This window comes from Pseudomonas maioricensis (assembly GCF_022790535.1).
Classification (GTDB): domain Bacteria; phylum Pseudomonadota; class Gammaproteobacteria; order Pseudomonadales; family Pseudomonadaceae; genus Aquipseudomonas; species Aquipseudomonas maioricensis.
Genome location: NZ_LOHG01000017.1, coordinates 54,063 through 72,252 on the forward strand (window position 1 = coordinate 54,063; position 18,190 = coordinate 72,252).

At 60.8% G+C, this 18,190-nt stretch carries 3 protein-coding genes; 2 read left to right on the forward strand and 1 reads right to left on the reverse strand.

Annotated elements, in window-relative coordinates:
• Positions 1-486 precede the first annotated feature (486 nt).
• Positions 487-1,620, reverse strand: a complete 1,134-nt coding sequence (locus tag AUC61_RS21785; RefSeq protein WP_243248216.1) for a cupin-like domain-containing protein — start codon at positions 1,618-1,620, stop codon at positions 487-489.
• Between the two features lie 283 nt (positions 1,621-1,903).
• Between AUC61_RS21785 and AUC61_RS21790 the strand changes: the two genes are divergently transcribed.
• Positions 1,904-11,560 (forward strand): non-ribosomal peptide synthetase, encoded by a 9,657-nt coding sequence (locus AUC61_RS21790; protein WP_243248218.1) that lies wholly within the window; start codon positions 1,904-1,906, stop codon positions 11,558-11,560.
• Positions 11,560-18,190 (forward strand): non-ribosomal peptide synthetase (locus tag AUC61_RS21795; RefSeq protein ID WP_243248220.1); only part of this gene is annotated, 6,631 nt, incomplete at its 3' end. The genes AUC61_RS21790 and AUC61_RS21795, both read left to right, overlap by 1 nt.

The following is an 18,190-nucleotide window of genomic DNA, read 5'->3' on the forward strand; positions in this document are numbered from 1 at the left end:
TTCCGCTTCAAGGCCCTTGAACTCCTTGAAGCAACAGAAAGCCCGCCTAGTGCGGGCTTTTTGTTGTCTGGGTTTTTTGCTACTGCGATTTGATCAGGCGTCAGCCCGGGAATCCGTAGGCGCTGCATTTGAATCCAGCAGTTTGCGTATTGATCGATAAGAAATTGCTCAGTGTCTCTGGCACCGCGCTGTCGCACAGCAAACGGAGTTCTGTAGGAGCGCACGAGCACCGCGAGGCCGCGATAGCGGTGTACCAGACAGGACGCCATCGCTGCCTCGCGGTGCTCGTGAGCTCCTACAGAAAAAGTGCTTGAATCAGGTGGTTATTTTTTGCAAAGAGCTCGCCCTGAGTCTCTTGCGCGACGCTATCTTGCGGCAAAAATTAGACGTGTAGGAGCTGCCGAAGGCTGCGATGGCTGCATGCCAGGATGATTGCTTCGCAGCCTTCGGCAGCTCCTACAGGGAGTGATGATTGAATGCCCCTTCCTACCAACCCCGTCCCGAATTGACCCAGAAGTTGACCGACAGTGATGTCGACACCGACTCCACCTGGTGAAACCAGCCTTCCGGCAGAAACAGCAGATCACCGGCCTCTAGCGTTATGCGCAGAAAGGTAACCGCGCGTGCCGTCGGGAAGCGTTGATAGTCCGGCGCATCCGGATTGAAGTCGCAGCCATCCAGCCCGCCTTTAGGCGCAGTCGACCAGGTGCCCAATGCCGGGCGGTGGTGGGGCGCGGCCAGAATAAAAGACTTCTGCCCCCAGACTTGTGCGAACAGGTTATCGGTATCGTCCCGATGCAGCGGTGTAAGCGTGCCTTTCGGGCCAATCCAGATTCTGGGCGGTATATAAAGCTGGCGTTCGAAATACTGCGGGTACTCAATCAGCTTCATCAACTGGGTGGGCATGATGTTGTTGCCCATGTAGGCGGGCGGTGAGCCGTCAGCGCTCTTGCTCGCAGGTTTTTCCAGTGAGGCGATGAAGTCGGCCATCGAGGTCGAACGAAAGTCGCGATCCGTGGAGAAAGTCTTCTTCACGTAATCGCCGTGACGGGTGATGCCTTGCAGTTCGGCGAAATGACGCAAGGATTCTTCGCGGCCCATGGTGAACAGCGGCCAGTCCTGCAAGGCATTGCTGATGATCAGCGGAATGCCTTCGGGCAGATAACGGCTTTTGAATTCACTGACCGACACGTCTTCATAGGGCCTGCGCTCCACGGTGCGCTGCACCGGCAGGCTGGCTGATACCCGCTCGCTGACCCGCGCTGGCGTCGGGTAGCGCTGGTTCATGTCGACCTTTTGCGCCTGGCCCGCACCGCGCCGCGCGCTGTTGATGATCTGTGGCAGCAGTGTGGCCAGGCCCATGTTGCCGTTGATCTTCAAGCGACCGCTGGCGAACAGCTCTTCGACGTTGGCCATGCCGCCCATGATGCCCATGAAGTCTTTTTCCGCGACCTCAATGGTCACATCGGGCGCGCTGTGCCGCCCGGCCTCGGTCCGGCTCTGCGCCTTGACCTCCGACCAGAACGCCAGTCGCGGACCGAACACGAACTGGAAAACGCCTTCGATACCGACCGAGCCGGCATTGACGAACAGCTTTGACAGGACGCTCTGCAAATCCATGGCGGTCGCTCTTGTGGGTGTGGTGAAGAGGGAACGAATGGAGGGGTGGGAAATTTATGTGGGGTAGGGCGGTGAAATTGTGGCGCCTGTATCGTCGGAATGCCGCCCAGACCAAGCACCGCTCCCACAGAAGAAACTCGATTCCATGTGGGAGCTGGGCTTGCCCGCGATAAAGACACCACAGAACCCATTTGAAACCCCGCCCTTAATTTCAAAGTGTTTCATCCGTTTTCAGAGGACTGGTTGAGCCGGATAGCTCCCACCTTCATAACGGATGACTGCCATGAATGCACAAGACGCCTTGAAACTAGCCCGCCGTTTTATCGAGTTGCCCCTGCAAAAGCGGCGGCTGTTTCTCGAGGGGCTGCAGCGTGAAGGCGTCGATTTTTCGCTGTTTCCCATTCCTCAGGGCGTGTCTGGCGAGCAGGACAGAGTCCTGTCTTTTGCCCAGCAGCGTATGTGGTTTCTCTGGCAGCTTGACCCGCAAAGCAGCGCCTACAACCTGCCCAGTGCGGTGCGTCTGACCGGTGCGCTGAACAAAACAGCGCTGGAGCAGGCGTTTGGCAGCCTTATAGAGCGTCACGAAACCCTGCGCACCGCCTTCGCTGAAAAGGACGACGGCGTGCAGCTGATTTCGACCACTACGCCATTTCAGGTAGTCCACAAAGACTGGCGCGACCTGAGCACTTCCGAGCAGGAATCCCAAGTCGCCGAAGAGGCCGAGCAGCAGTCTCGCGAGCCATTCGATCTGGCTAATGGTCCGCTGTTGCGTGTCACGCTGATCCAGCTGGAAGACCAGCACCATGTGCTGTTGCTGACCCTGCATCACATTGTTTCCGACGGCTGGTCGATGAATGTGCTGATCGACGAGTTCGTGCGTTTTTATGACGCTCATGACCGTGGCGAAACCGCTCAACTTGCGCCGCTGCCGATTCAGTACAGCGACTACGCCCTGTGGCAGCAGCGCTGGCTGGAAGCCGGGGAGCAGGATCGCCAGTTGGGTTACTGGCTCAAGCAACTGGGGGACGAGCATCCGCCTTTGGAGCTGGCCACCGATCACCCACGTCCGGCGCGGCCGGATCATCGTGGCGTGCGGCATGACTTTGTGATCGACGAAGCTCTGGCAGGTGAACTGCGTGAGCTGGCCCGTCAGCAGAACGTCACGCTGTTCATGTTGCTGCTCGGCGCATTCAACGTGCTGTTGCACCGTTACAGCGATCAGACCGATCTGCGTGTCGGCGTACCGGTCGCCAATCGCAATCGCAGTGACATCGAGGGTCTGATTGGTTTCTTCGTCAACACTCAGGTGTTGCGCACGCAACTGGACGGCCAGACGCGGGTTGACGAGTTGCTGGCCTCCGTGAAGGAAGCCGCCCTTGGCGCGCAGTCCCACCAGGACCTGCCGTTCGAGCGTCTGGTGGATGCACTGAAACTGGAGCGCAGCCTGAGCCATAACCCGCTGTTTCAGGTGATGTACAACCATTTGCCGAATGTCGCTGATATCGAAGTGCTGAAAGTCGGCGACGGTCTGGAGTTAAGCCCGCTGGAGTGGCAAAACCGGACCACGCCATTTGATCTGACCCTGACCACTCATGAGCGCGGCGGCAAGCTGTTTGCCTCGTTGACCTACGCCAGCGAACTGTTCGAGGTGCAAACCGTGCAGCGCATGGCCCGTCATTGGTTGAACCTACTGCGCGCCATGGTCCGTGATCCGCAGGCGCGAGTGGGCGATCTGCCGTTGCTTGATGACGCAGAGCGAGCGGCGCAAGGTCGCGACTGGAATCAGACCGCGCAGGTTTTCCCGGTGGGTGACAGCGTGCTTTCGCTGATCAGCGCTCAGGCGCCAGAAGCCACAGCGCTGGTGTTCGCCGGTCAGCAGTTGAGCTACAGACAGCTCGATCACCGTGCCAATCACCTTGCTGCAAGGCTGATCGCTGAAGGCGTGGGCGCTGAAAGCCGGGTAGGGCTGGTCGCAGAGCGCTCCCTGGAAACTCTGGTCGCGTTGCTCGCCATCTGGAAAGCCGGTGCGGCCTATGTGCCGTTCGATCCTGAGCTGCCGCAGCGCCGTTTGGCCGACATGATCGCTGACAGCGGCGTGCGTTTGCTGTTGAGTCCGAAACATACCGTGTTGCCGGTCAGCGACGAGGTAAAGGTACTGGCGCTTGAGGACGTGACCCGCGACGAGAGCGATAAGACGCCCGCATTGATCATCGATCCACAGCAGATCGCCTATGTCATCTACACCTCCGGTTCTACCGGCAAGTCCAAAGGCGTCGCCGTCAGTCACGGCGCATTGCTCAATTATGTACAAGGCATCGTGCAGACGCTGCCCATCGAGCAGGCCCGCAGCATGGCCATCGTTTCCACGCTGGCGGCGGACCTTGGGCATACCGTGCTGTTTGCGGCGCTGTGCACCGGGCATGAGTTGCATGTGATCGAAGCCGATGTGGCACTCGATCCGCAGCGTTTTGGCGATTACCTGAAACTGCATGCCATCGATGTGCTGAAGATCGTGCCTTCTCATCTTGAAGCGCTGCTCAGTGGTGATGCGCCACAAAATGTGTTGCCGCAGACTTGTCTGGTACTGGGCGGCGAAGCCAGTTCGCCTGCGCTGATCGACAAAGTAAAAGCGCTGGGCAACTGCAGGATCGTCAACCACTACGGACCGACCGAAACCACTGTCGGCGTGCTCACTCAGGCCATCGAAGACTCTGATTCGATTGCGCTGGGCCGCCCGTTGCCCAATGTCCAGGCCTACGTGCTGGACAGCGCTCTGCAGTTAAAACCACAGGGCAGTGACGGCGAGTTGTACATCGGCGGCGCTCAGTTGGCGCGGGGGTATCTCGGGCAGGCAGCGATGACCGCCGAGCGTTTCGTGCCAGACCCGTTCGGCGCACCGGGTGCTCGTCTGTATCGCACAGGAGATCGGGTTCGGCAGCAGGCCGATGGCAGCCTGATGTTTATCGGGCGTATCGATCATCAGGTGAAGATTCGCGGTTTCCGCATTGACCTAGGTGATGTACTTGCCGCGTTGCGCAGCCATCCGTTGATCAAGGACGCTGCCGTGCAGGTAGTCGGTGAGCAGGGCAGCCGACGCATTGCCGCTTGGCTGGTCTGGTCGGTGCCGGGTTCGCTGGAGGCGGTACAGGCGTATCTGGCCGAGCGCCTTGCGGATTACATGTTGCCCACGCAATTCATGACTCTGGAACGACTGCCGCTCACGGCCAACGGCAAGCTGGATGCACGCGCCTTGCCGATGCCTGAGCGCGCCAGCGAGGCGCAAGCGCACATCGCGCCGCACACCGACAGCCAGATTCGCCTTGCCGCTATTTGGGCTGAAGTGCTGAAGGTTGATCAAGTCGGCCTGCAGGACAACTTCTTCAATCTGGGCGGCCATTCGTTGCTGGCGGTGCAGATCGTCTCCCGGGTCCGTCGCCAGTTCGCTGTCGACCTGCAACTGCGGGCGCTGTTTGACACTGAAAACCTTGAGCAACTCGCCGCCGTGGTTGACCAACTGGCGCCTCAGACTCAAACCCTGGCGTTGCTCCCGGCTGATCGTTCCCAGCCATTGCGCGCGTCGTTTGCCCAGCAGCGGCAATGGTTGTTCTGGACCATGCAGCCCAACAGCACGGCGTACCACACGCCGCTGGTGGTGAAGCTGAGCGGCGATCTGAACCTGCAAGCGTTGCAGCGCAGTTTCGATGCATTGCTGGCTCGCCATGAGTCGCTGCGCACCACTTTTATCGAGCAGAACGGTGTGCTGTATCAGCAGGTTCAGCCAACGGCTGCGGTGCAGTTTGATCGGCAAGCCCTGCCGGGGGCAGACCACGCCACTATTGAACAAGCCATTCATGAGGAAACCCAGCGGCTGTTCGATCTGGCTAACGGACCGTTGTTGCGGGTCAAGCTGATCACGATTGCCGAGCAGCAGGCGGTGCTGGTTATGACCCTGCACCACATCACCTCCGACGGTTGGTCAATGGGCCTGCTGGTGCACGAGTTTGTCGAGTATTACCAGGCGTTTACCGAGCAGCGCGAGCCCGCTTTATCAACCTTGCCGGTGCAATACGCCGATTACGCGCAATGGCAACATGCCTGGCTGGAGCAGGGTCAACTGCAACGCCAGCTGGACTACTGGACGGCGCGTCTGGGCCATGACCATGAATTGCTTCAGTTGCCGCTGGATCGTCCGCGTCCTGCGACGCGCAGCTATCGTGGTGGCCGGGTGGCATTGCGTTTGCCGAGCGTGCTGGAAAGTGGTGTGCGTGCAGTGGCTCAGCGCAACGGCGTGACGTTATTCCAGCTGTTCCTTGGCGCTTTCGCATTGGTATTGCAGCGTTACTCCGGTCAGTCAGACCTGCGCATCGGCGTGCCGGTGAACAACCGCAATGCCGAGGAGCTAGAGTCGGTTGTCGGTTTCTTCGTCAACACGCTGGTGATCCGTTTGCAGCCGGACGTGCAGGTTTCCGTGCAGCAGTGGCTGGATCAGGTCAAGGACAGCACGCTTTCAGCTCAGGCTCATCAGGACCTGCCATTCGAGAAGCTGGTGGAAGCCCTCAATCCGGATCGGGCGCTGAACTACAACCCGCTGTTCCAGGTGATGTACAACCACCTGAGCACATTGGGCGGCACCGCAACCGGCGCAAGCTTGCCCGGCCTGCGCGCTGAAGAAATGCCGCTGCCGGGTGCGGCCGCGCAGTTCGATCTGGCCCTGGAAACACTGGAAACGGCGCAAGGCATCGATGTCGCGCTGGTGTTCGCCGCCGAATTGTTCGACGCCGCTACCATCGAAGGGTTGGCCGCTCACTGGCAGCGTGTGCTGCACGCCATGATCGACAACGACCAGCGTGCGCTGGGTGATCTGCCGATGCTGGCCAGCCAAGACGTCGAGCGGGCAGTGCGCTGGAATGCCACCGATGTTCGCTATGCCGATGAGGTCTGCGTGCAGCGTTTGATCGAAGCTCAGGTCGAGCGCACGCCTGACGCCGTAGCACTGGTATTCGGTACAGAGTCGCTGACGTATCGCCAGCTCAATCGCGTAGCCAACCGTCTTGCCCGACAACTGAACGAGCAGGGCGTGGGGCCGGACGTGTTGGTCGGTGTCGCGGCCTTGCGTTCCATCGAAATGGTTGTGGCGTTGCTGGCGGTGCTCAAAGCGGGTGGCGCTTATGTGCCGATTGATCCGGAGTACCCGCAAGAGCGTCAGACTTACATGATCGAGGACAGCGGCATCGAGTTGCTGCTGGTCCAGCCTGAATTTGCAGGTCAGTTGCCTGATTCCGTTAAAACTCTGGTCTTGCAGGCGCCATTGAACACTGACGAGGCCGCTGATGACAGCAATCCGGAGATCGATCTGGATGGCGAGAATCTGGCCTACGTTATCTACACCTCGGGTTCCACCGGCAAGCCGAAAGGCGCGGGCAACCGGCATAGCGCTTTGACCAATCGCTTGCAGTGGATGCAGAAGGCCTACGGCCTGTCGGTGCGGGACACGGTGCTGCAAAAGACGCCCTTCAGCTTCGACGTGTCGGTGTGGGAGTTCTTCTGGCCGCTGATGACCGGCGCACAGCTGGTCGTGGCCCAACCGGGTGACCATCGCGATCCGGCGAAGCTTATGCGCCTGATCAAAGAACATGCCGTTACCACCCTGCATTTCGTGCCGTCGATGCTCCAGGTTTTCTTGCAGGCGCTGCCGCATCAACGCTGCGTCAGCCTGCGACGGGTGATTTGCAGCGGTGAAGCGCTGCCGGTCGACGCGCAGAATCAGGTGTTTGCCCGATTGCCTCACGCCTCGCTCTACAACCTGTATGGGCCGACCGAAGCGGCCATCGACGTGACGCATTGGACCTGCCGTGACGAAGGGCTGGACAGCGTGCCGATCGGAGAGCCGATTGCCAACCTGCACACCTGGATTCTCGATCAGGCACTGCAACCGGTATTACCGGGCGTAGCAGGCGAGTTGTATCTGGGTGGCGCGGGCCTGGCCCGTGGTTATCACCGTCGTCCGGCGCTGACCGCCGAGCGTTTTGTGGTCAGCCCGTTTGGTGATGGCGAGCGCCTGTATCGTACCGGCGACCTGGCGCGTTATCGCGCTGATGGCGTTATCGAATATCTGGGCCGTCTCGATCACCAGGTGAAGATTCGCGGCCAGCGTATCGAGTTGGGCGAAATCGAAGCGCGGCTGCTGGAGCAAGCGTTGGTCAAGGACGCGGCTGTCGTGGTGCACACCGATGATCAGGGCCAGCAACTGGTTGCTTATCTGGTACTGGAGGCCAGCGAAACCGACCTGACGCTGGTCAAGGCGCTGCTAAAGCAGGCGCTGCCAGGCTACATGGTGCCCAACCAGTTTGTACTGCTGGATCAGATGCCCCTCAGCCCGAACGGCAAGCTGGATCGCAAGGCTCTGCCTGCACCGCAAGTGTCCAGCGAGCAAGACTGGCAGGCGCCGCAAACCGACCTGCAGTGTCAGGTCGCGCAGATCTGGAGCGAGGTATTGCGTCTGGAGCGGGTAGGCCTCAATGATCACTTTTTCGAACTGGGCGGCCATTCGCTGCTTGCGACCCAGATGGTGGCTCGCACCGCCGAGGCGCTGGGCCTTGAGGTGCCGCTGGATATTCTGTTCGAGCACAGCACGCTGGGTGGTTTCACTCAGGCACTCAGCGAGCTGAATGTGCGCCGCGTGCCTGCATTGCAGCCTTTCGTCCGGGGCGATCTGGCACCGCTATCGTTCGCTCAGGAGCGTTTGTGGTTCCTCTGGCAACTGGAGCCGAGCAGCGCGGCGTATCACATTCCCATGTCCCTGCGTTTGCGCGGTCCGCTGGACCGGGCGGCACTGGAAAGCAGCCTCAACGCCGTGATCGCTCGTCACGAAAGCCTGCGTACCCGATTCGTTCAGGGCTCTATTCAGGAGAATGGCGAGCCGCGTCAGCAGATACTCCCTGAGTTGAAGCTCTCCATCGCAGTGCAGGACGCCGCTCCCGATACCGATATCCGGGCGTTCATTGCCGAACAGACACGCCAGCCGTTCAATCTTGAAAGCGATCCGTTGCTGCGTCTGGCGCTGTTGCGTCTGGCTGACGACGATCATGTGTTGACGCTGGTACAACATCACATCGTTTCCGATGCCTGGTCGCTGACGCTGTTGATCGAGGAATGGCTGCGGGGCTACGGCGCGCTGATCGCCGGGCACAATCTGACCCTGCCAGCCTTGCCGGTGCAGTACGCCGACTACGCCCTGTGGCAGCGTCAGTGGTTCGCGGACGGCGAGCGCGAGCGCCAGCTTGCTTACTGGCAGGAACAATTGAGTGGCGGTGATTCAGTACTGGAGTTACCGCTTGACCGGCCGCGTCCGGCGATCCAGAGCTTCCGTGGCGGCCGTGTCGAAATGCGCCTGCCGCTCGAACTGAGCGAAGCCTTGCAGGCATTGGCCGGGCAGCACAATGCCACATTGTTCATGCTGCTGTTGGCGTCGTTCCAGGTCCTGCTGCAGCGTTACAGCGGCCAGCGCGATATTCGTGTCGGTGTGCCGGTCGCCAACCGTCACCGGATCGAAACCGAAGAACTGATCGGCTTCTTCGTCAACACTCAGGTACTGCGCGCCGAGGTGGACGGTCAGCAGGGTTTCGACACGTTGCTGCAACAGGTCCGCCGTACCTCACTGGACGCCCAAGCTTATCAGGACCTGCCCTTCGAACAATTGGTAGAGGCCTTGCAGCCGGAACGCAGCCTTAGCCAGAACCCATTGTTCCAGGTCATGTTCAACCACCAGAACCGGGTGGATGACAGCGTATTGCGCAATCTGGATCTGCCCGGCCTGACCCTGGAGAACCTCGGCGTCGAGAATGACAGCGCACAGTTCGACCTGTCGCTGGCCACCTTTGAAACCGAGGACGGCCTCAAGGCCACCCTGACTTACGCGTCCGATCTGTTCGACGTACAAACCGTTCAGCGCCTTGGCGATTACTGGCAGAACCTGCTGGCTGCCATTGTTGCCGAGCCGGGCCAGCGTATCGGCGAACTGTCGATGGTGGGCGCGGCTGAGCAGCAGCAAGTGGTGCGCGACTGGAACCGGGTCGAGGAATGTCCGGTTGATTTTGCCTGCGTGCATCAGGCCTTCGAGCATCAGGTCAGTCTGACGCCAGACGCTGTGGCACTGGTCCATGATGATCGTCAACTGAGCTACAGCCAGCTCAACGCCAGGGCGAATCAGCTGGCTCATGCGTTGCGGGCGTCGGGTGTCGGACCGGAAAGCCTGGTGGGTATCGCCACCGAGCGCGGCATGGACATGGTCATTGGCGTGTTTGCGGTGCTCAAGGCTGGTGGCGCTTACGTGCCGCTGGACCCGCAATACCCGCAGGAAAGGCTGCACCAGATGATGCAGGACAGCGGTCTGCGGTTACTGCTGACCCAGACGTCTTTGCTCGACAGCCTGTCGATCCCCGAAGGCGTGGCCTGCCTGTGCCTGGACCATGCCGAGCAGTGGCAAGCACAGTCGACGGCTAACCTGCCGAACAAGCTGCACGGCCATCATCTGGCGTACGTGATGTTTACCTCGGGCTCCACGGGCCGCCCCAAAGGTGTGGGCATCGACCAGTCGGCGCTGAGCGGGCATACCCGGGTTTCCCGTGGGTTCTACAACCTGACGGCCGAGGACCGGGTGTTGCAGTTCTCGACGTTCAACTTCGACACATTCGTCGAGCAGCTTTTCCCGGCACTGACGTGCGGTGCGGTCGTGGTATTGCGTGGCCCGGACTTGTGGGACAGCGAAACCTTCCATCGTCATCTGATCGAGCACCGCATCAGCGTTGTGGGGCTGACAACCTCCTATTGGCACCTGCTGATCCGTGACTTTGCTGCCAAGGGCATCAAGGATTACGGCGCATTGCGGCAGATGCACACCGGTGGCGAAGCGATGCCGCCGGAAGGTATTCAGGCCTGGCGCGACGCGGGCCTGGAGCACGTGACCCTGCTCAACACTTATGGACCGACCGAGGCGACAGTGACCGCGACCACGCTGGACTGCGAGGCCTATATTCGCGGCGAACACGACGTGCCGCTGATGATGCCGATTGGCAAGCCGCTGTCAGGCCGGAGCATTTATCTGCTCGACGAAAACGCTCAACCGGTGCCTATCGGGTCAGTCGGTGAGTTGTTCATCGGTGGCAGCCTGCTTGCTCGCGGCTATTTCAATCGTCCTGACCTGACCGCTGAGCGCTTCATTCCCGATCCATTCGACGGGCAGGGCGGTCGTCTGTATCGCACCGGAGATCTGGCGCGCTATCGCCCCGACGGGGTGATCGAGTACGCCGGGCGTACTGACCACCAGGTAAAAATCCGTGGTTTCCGCATCGAGCTGGGGGAAATCGAAGCGCGCCTGCTGGAGCAGGACGAGGTCCGCGAAGCGCTGGTGCTGGCAGTCGAGGGCGTTGGCGGCCAGCAACTGGTGGCTTATCTGGTGGCGGAGGGTGAACACGAGGCTCAGGCGCTGCGCGACCGGCTCAAAGTGCAGCTCAAACTCAGCCTGCCCGATTACATGATCCCGGCGCACCTGATGCTGCTGGAGCGTCTGCCGCTGAGCCCGAGCGGCAAGCTGGACCGTAAAGCGCTGCCCGCTGCGGACTTCAGCCAGTTGCAAAACACCTGGACCGCACCGCGTACCGAGCTGGAGCAGCGCATCGCCGCGCTCTGGCAAGACGTGCTCAAGCTGGAGAGGGTCGGTCGCACCGATAACTTCTTCGAGCTGGGCGGCCACTCCTTACTGGTCGTGAGCACGGTCTCACGCATTCAACTCGAGCTTGGTATGAAAGCGACTGTACAACTGATGTTCCAATTCCCGGTTCTGGGTGATTTCGCCACGCAACTGGAAGCCCTTGGTGGTGCGGTCGAAGCCTCGACCCTTGATGGCCTCGAAGCCCTGCTCGACGAAATGGAGGAGGCGTGATGGATCAGGCCGCTGCTGCACGTATCGCCCGTCGTTTCATCCTGCTGCCGCTGGACAAGCGCAAGGCGTACCTGGAAAAAATGCTGGAGCAGCGGGTATCGCCCGCCAACCTGCCGATCCCTGAAGTGAGATCAGCGCTGGGTTCAGAACTGGATGTTCTGCCCTTGTCCTACGCGCAGGAACGGCAGTGGTTTCTCTGGCAACTGGAACCGGACAGCAGCGCCTACCATATGCCCACGGCACTGCGCCTGCAGGGCGAGCTGGATACCGGCGCGCTGGAGCAGGCGTTCAACGCGCTGGTCGCCCGCCACGACACGTTGCGCACGACCTTTGCCCACGACGGCGAGCGTGCGCATCAGGTGATTCACGCTCAAGGCCAACTGACGCTGGCCCGGGAAACGCTGCCAGGCCATGCAGCGCATGAGCGTGATGCACTGATCCAGGCGTTCGTTGAAGGGCAGACCCGGCTGACATTTGATCTGGCCAACGGTCCGTTGCTGCGCATCACGCTGTTGCAACTGGCGGCGGAAGACCATGTGCTGGTGATGGTCCAGCACCACATCGTTTCTGATGGCTGGTCGATGCAGGTCATGGTCGACGAGCTGGTGCAGTTCTACGTCGGCTTCAGTCAGCAGCAACCGGTCGAGTTGCCTGCGCTGCCCATTCAGTACGCCGACTACGCGATCTGGCAACGGCACTGGATGGAGGCGGGCGGCAAGACGCAGCAACTGGCGTACTGGACCGAACAACTGGGCAACGATCAGCCGGTGCTGGAGCTGCCCACGGACCGCCCGCGTCAGGCCGTGCAAAGCCATCGCGGTGCCCGACTCGACCTGCCGCTTGACGCTGAATTGAGTCGTCAGCTCAAAGCCCTTGCCCAGGCGCAAGGCGTCACGCCGTTCATGTTGCTGCTGGCCTCGTTTCAAGTTCTGCTGCATCGCCACAGCGGGCAGCGAGACATTCGCGTCGGTGTGCCCACCGCCAACCGTAACCGGGTTGAAACCAACGGCTTGATCGGCTTTTTCGTCAATACGCAGGTGCTGCGCGCTGAACTCGATGCGGCCCAGCGTTTCAGCGAGCTGCTGCAACAGGTCAAACAGACTGCACTGGGTGCCCAAGCGCATCAGGATTTGCCTTTCGAACAATTAGTGGAGGCGCTGCATCCAGAGCGGAGCCTGAGCCACAGCCCGCTGTTTCAGGTGATGTACAACCACCAGAGCGATGATCAGCATGCGCGTGGCCAGCGTGCTACCCGTTTGCCGGGCCTGAGCATCGAAGGTCTGGTGTGGGACAGCCACAACGCTTCGTTTGACCTGACGCTGGACACGGTGGAAAGCGCCGAGGGCCTGTGGGCGTCGTTGACCTACGCCACCGACCTGTTCGACGCCGCCACCGTACAGCGCCTGAGCGAGCATTGGCTCAACCTGCTGCAAGGTATCGTCGCTGATCCACAGCAGCGCATTGGCGCACTGCCGATGCTGGGTCAGCATGAGCTTGATCATTTGCTGCTGGAGCGCAACGGCCTGAACGACGAGCATGTCGCCGGGCTGCTGGTGCATCAGCGTATCGAACAACTGGCCGGGCAAACGCCGGACGCCACCGCGCTGATTTTCGGCAAGCAGACCTTGAGCTTCGCCGAGTTGAACCAACAAGCCAATCGCCTCGCGCATCGTCTGATCGAAGAGGGCGTCGGGCCTGACGTGATCGTGGGTATCGCGCTGGAGCGCGGTCTGGAGATTGTCGTCTCGCTGCTGGCCGTGCTCAAGGCCGGTGGCGCCTATGCGCCGCTGGACCCGGAATACCCGCAAGAGCGCCTGGCGTATCTGATGCGTGACAGCCGCATGGCGCTGTTGCTCAGTGATTCGGTATTGCGTCAGCGCTTGCCGATTCCTGATGATCTTGCAGTGCTGGAAGTCGATCAGCTCGACAACCGTGCGCAACCTGTGACGAATCCGGCTGTAGCGCTGCATCCTGATCATCTCGCTTACGTTATCTACACCTCAGGTTCGACGGGCCAGCCCAAAGGCGTGGCCGTGGCTCACGGTCCGATGGCGATGCATTGCCGGGCGATCGGCGAGCGTTACGAGATGACGCCTGCCGATTGCGAACTGCATTTCATGTCGTTTGCGTTTGACGGTGCCCATGAGCGCTGGCTGACCGCGCTGACCCATGGTGGTCGGCTGTTGATCCGTGATCCAGAGCTGTGGACGCCGGAGCAGACGTATCAAGCGATGCATGAGCACGGGGTGACGGTCGCGGCGTTCCCGCCGGTGTACCTGCAACAACTGGCTGAACACGCCGAGCGTCATGGCAACCCGCCGCCGGTACGAATTTACTGCTTTGGTGGGGATGCAGTGCCGCAGGCCAGTTTCGAGCTGGCCAAGCGCGCCCTCAAACCGCAGTACATCATCAACGGCTATGGCCCGACTGAAACCGTGGTTACGCCGCTGATCTGGAAGGCCGGCGTCGAAGATCACTGTGGCGCTGCCTACGCGCCGATTGGCAGCCGGATCGGCGAGCGCAGCGCGTATGTGCTGGACGCCGATCTGAACCTGTTGCCGCTGGGCGTGGCGGGTGAGTTGTATCTGGGCGGCCAGGGCCTGGCTCGCGGCTACCTGAACCGTCCGGGCATGACCGCCGAGCGTTTTGTCGCTGATCCGTTCAGCGACCGGGGCGGGCGGCTGTATCGCACCGGCGATCTGGTTAGCCAGCGCGCCGATGGGACGTTCGATTATCTGGGCCGTCTTGACCGTCAGGTGAAGGTGCGTGGTTTCCGTATCGAACTGGGGGAAGTCGAGGCGCGGCTGTTGGCACTGGACGGCGTACGTGACGCAGTGGCGGTCGCGCAGCAAGGGTTGAGCGGTCAGCAATTGGTCGGTTACATCGTTCCCGATGCGCTGGATATTCTGAGCGATCCTCAAGCGCAGCTCGATCTGCGCGAACGCCTCAAAGTGCAGCTCAAAGCAGAGCTGCCCGATTACATGGTGCCCGCGCACCTGCTGTTCCTTGAACGCATGCCTTTGACACCCAATGGCAAGCTGGACCGCAAGGCCCTGCCGCTGCCGGACACCAGCCTGTTGCAGCAGCACTATGTCGCCCCGCGTGATGCACTGGAGCAAGATATTGCGGCGATCTGGCAGGACGTACTCAAGCTTGAACAGGTGGGTGTCACTGACAACTTCTTCGAGCTGGGCGGCGATTCGATCATCTCCATTCAAGTGGTCAGCCGCGCGCGTCTGGCTGATATCGCGTTTATGCCGAAAGATCTGTTCCTCCACCAGACCGTTCAGGCGTTGGCAGCGGTTTCCCGACGTGGTGCGCCAGCGCAGCAGATTGATCAAGGGCCGGTGATCGGCGAAACGCCGCTTCTGCCGGTTCAGCAGTGGTTCTTCACTCAACCGATCCCCGAGCGTCAGCACTGGAATCAATCGGTGGTACTGCAACCTCGTCAGCCATTGAATGCGCCAGTGCTGCGCACAGCGCTGCTGGCACTGATCAATCATCACGACGCGCTGCGTTTGCGCTTCCCGCAAACCTTATCGAACCAGGCTGTATTTGCCGAGCCGCTGGCGGACGATGCTGACAGCGCCTTGAGCCTGTTGTGGCAGGTCACTCTCAACGGTGCCTTCGAGCTTGAACCCTTGTTCGAGGAGGCTCAGCGCAGCCTTGATCTGCAAAACGGCCCGTTGCTGCGGGCCGTGCTGGCGGACCTGCCGGATGGCAGTCAACGTCTGCTGCTGGTGGTCCATCACCTGGTGGTGGACGGCGTGTCGTGGCGGATTCTGTTCGACGACCTGCAACTGGCCTATCAACAGCTGCTGGCCGGAAAACCATTGGCCCTGCCTGCGAAAACATCGTCGTACAAAGCATGGGGCGAGCAGCTGCAGCGCTGGACCCAGAGTGATGAGCTGGCGGTCGAGCTGGCGGGCTGGCAGCAACGGCTGGCGGATATCAGCGGTGACATTCCTTGTGAAAACCCGGATGCCGCGCTGCACAAACGCCTGGCCGAGACTGTTCATTCCCTGCTGGATGCCAACACCACCCGGCAGTTGTTGCAGCAGGCACCCACGGCTTATCGCACTCAGGTCAACGACTTGCTGTTGACCGCACTGGCCCGTGTGATCGCGCACTGGAGCGGTCGCGATGAAGTGCTGGTGCAACTGGAAGGCCATGGTCGCGAGGAACTGTTCGAACAGGTCGACCTGACCCGCACCGTGGGCTGGTTTACCAGCCTCTATTCGGTCTGCCTGACAGCCCATGGCGAAACCGGCGTAGCCATCAAACACATCAAGGAGCAACTGCGGGCGATCCCCAACAAAGGCCTGGGGTTTGGCGCGCTACGTTATCTGGGCGACACGGCGACTCAGGCCGCCATGGCCGCTTTGCCAACGCCGCGGATCACCTTCAATTACCTCGGTCAGTTCGACGGCAGTTTCGATGACGATCAGGCCTTGCTGGTCCCGGCCAAAGAAACGGCGGGTGCCGAGCAAAGCGCGGATGCGCCGCTGGGCAACTGGCTGAGCATCAACGGTCAGGTGTTCGGCGGCGAACTCAAGCTGGGCTGGACCTTTAGCCGGGAGATGTTCGACCGCGCTACCGTGCAGCATTTGGCAGATGAACTCGGCCGCGAACTGCAGGACCTGATTGCCCATTGCGTAAGCAACCAGAACGGTGGCTTCACGCCGTCAGACTTCCCGCTGGCCACTGTCGATCAGGCCCAATTGGACGCCTTGCCGTTGCTGGCCTGCGAGGTTCAAGACCTCTATCCGCTGGCACCCATGCAGCAGGGCATGCTGTTTCACAGCCTCTACGAGCAAACGCAGCAGGGCGCCTACGTCAACCAGATGTGCGTTGACGTCGAGAACCTCGATGCCGAGCGTTTCCGGCAAGCGTGGCAAGCCGTCGTCGAACGCCATGACATTCTGCGCAGTGCATTCCTGTGGCAGGGCACGCTGGAGCAGCCGTTACAGGTGGTGTTCAAACGTGTCGAACTGCCGTTTCAGATCCTCGACTGGCGTGATCGCGTCGCGCCAGAGCAGGCATTGCAGGCTCTGGCAGACAGTGATCGCCTCGCCGGGTTTGATCTTGGCAAGGCCCCGTTGCTGCGGCTGACGCTGGTGCGCACGGCCGAACGACGTCATCACCTGATCTACACCAGCCACCACATTTTGATGGATGGCTGGAGTAGTTCGCAGTTGATCGGTGAAGTCCTGCAGCAATACGCCGGTCAGCCCGCACAACCACAAGCCGGCCGTTATCGTGATTACATCGGTTGGTTGCAACGTCAGGACGTAACGGCCGATCAGGTGTTCTGGACGGCGCAAACCGCTGATCTTGCAGCGCCGACCTTGTTGGTTGAAGCATTGCAATCGGCCTCGCCGGGCAGCGGTTTTGCCGACCATTACTTGCGCCTTGAGGCCGGGCAAACCCGTGCGTTGGCTGATGCTGCGCGGCAGAGCAAAGTCACCTTGAACACGCTGGTGCAAGCCGCCTGGCTGCTGACCCTGCAACGCTTTACCGGGCATCGCACGCTGGCCTTCGGTGCAACGGTGGCGGGGCGTCCGGCAGACATTGCCGGTATAGAGCAACAGATCGGCCTGTTCATCAATACGCTGCCGGTGATTGCCTCGGCGTCGCCTGAACAAGCGTTAGGGGCCTGGCTGGTCGATCTGCAATCGCGCAACCTCGCCTTGCGTGAACACGAACATACGCCGCTGGCCGATATTCAACGCTGGGCCGGACAGGGGGGAGAAGCGCTGTTCGATAACTTGCTGGTGTTCGAAAACTACCCGGTGTCCGAAGCGCTGCAGCAGGGTGCGCCCCAAGGGTTGAGCTTTGGTGAAGTACGCAGCCGCGAACAGGGTAACTATCCGCTGACCCTGGCGGTCAGCCTGGGTGAAGCGTTGTCTGTGCATTTCCATTACCAGCGCGAGCATCTGGACGCTGACGCCATCGAGCAGGTCAGCGCCCATTTCGCTCGCGTTTTGCAGCAGTTGTCGATGGCGGTCGGCGAGACGCTATTGGGCAGCCTGCAAGGTGGCAGCCCGGCAGAGCAGCAACAAGCGATTCAGGCCTGGAACCCCCGGCCACAACGTTTTGCCGTCGAGCATTGTCTGCATGAGTTGATCGAAGCTCAGGTCCAGCGCGCGCCTGACGCCGTTGCCTTGAGCTTCGGCGATGAGCACGTCAGCTACAGCGAGCTCAATCAGCGAGCCAACCGTCTGGCGCATCGTTTGATCGAGCAAGGCGTCGGCCCTGATGTACTGGTCGGTCTGGCGGCTGAGCGTTCGGTGCAAATGCTGGTCGGGCTGTTGGCGATTCTCAAGGCGGGCGGCGCTTATGTGCCGCTGGACCCGGTGTATCCACAGGATCGCCTGGCGTACATGATCGAGGACAGCGGTCTGCGGCTGCTGCTTGCCCAACCACACGTCGTTGATCAATTGCCAAACCTCAATGGCGTCGCAACCTTGCTGCTGGATGCTGACCTCAGCGGTTACAGCAGCGAAACGCCTTCGGTGAGCGTCAGGCCGGAAAATCTTGCCTACGTGATTTACACCTCCGGTTCCACGGGCCAACCGAAGGGCGCACTGCTCCCGCACAGCAACGTGGTGCGTCTGTTCAGCGCCACTG

What these genes read in the sequence shown, in the direction of transcription:
- AUC61_RS21790 (WP_243248218.1), top strand. Translation starts at nt 1,904, where the DNA reads ATGAATGCACAAGACGCCTTGAAACTAGCCCGCCGTTTTATCGAGTTG.
- AUC61_RS21785 (WP_243248216.1), bottom strand. Translation starts at nt 1,620, where the DNA reads ATGGATTTGCAGAGCGTCCTGTCAAAGCTGTTCGTCAATGCCGGCTCG.